Source organism: Robertmurraya korlensis, assembly GCF_023715225.1.
Taxonomy (GTDB): Bacteria; Bacillota; Bacilli; order Bacillales; family Cytobacillaceae; genus Robertmurraya_A.
Genome location: NZ_JAMBNS010000096.1, coordinates 1 through 459, shown reverse-complemented (window position 1 = coordinate 459; position 459 = coordinate 1). Strand labels below are relative to the sequence as shown.

Here is a 459-nt window from a genome sequence, read left to right as displayed (position 1 = left end):
AACTGACGGTCAAGCGTTATCAGAAACTGTTGGGCACCAAATATATTAGTCAACAAGACTACGATACCGCCGTTGCGACGGCGCAGCAGAGCAATGCGGCCGTGGTCGCGGCGAAAGCTGCCGTTGAAACCGCGCGCATCAATCTGGCCTACACCAAAGTCACCTCGCCGATCAGCGGCCGGATCGGTAAATCCGCCGTGACCGAAGGGGCGCTGGTACAGAATGGTCAAACGACCGCCCTGGCAACCGTTCAGCAGCTGGATCCGATCTATGTTGACGTCACCCAGTCGAGCAATGATTTCCTGCGCCTGAAGCAGGAGCTAGCCGACGGCCGCCTGAAACAGGAAAACGGCAAAGCGAAAGTGGAGCTGGTGACTAATGACGGTCTTAAGTATCCGCAGTCCGGCACGCTGGAATTCTCGGATGTCACCGTCGATCAGACCACCGGCTCAATCACAC

The 459-nt window shown here is 56.9% G+C and carries 1 protein-coding gene; it reads left to right on the top strand.

All coding sequences use genetic code 11. The annotated features are described in order from the left end of the window. Positions 1 to 459: efflux RND transporter periplasmic adaptor subunit (locus M3175_RS25970; RefSeq protein WP_503328633.1), on the top strand; the 459-nt coding region annotated here is incomplete at both ends.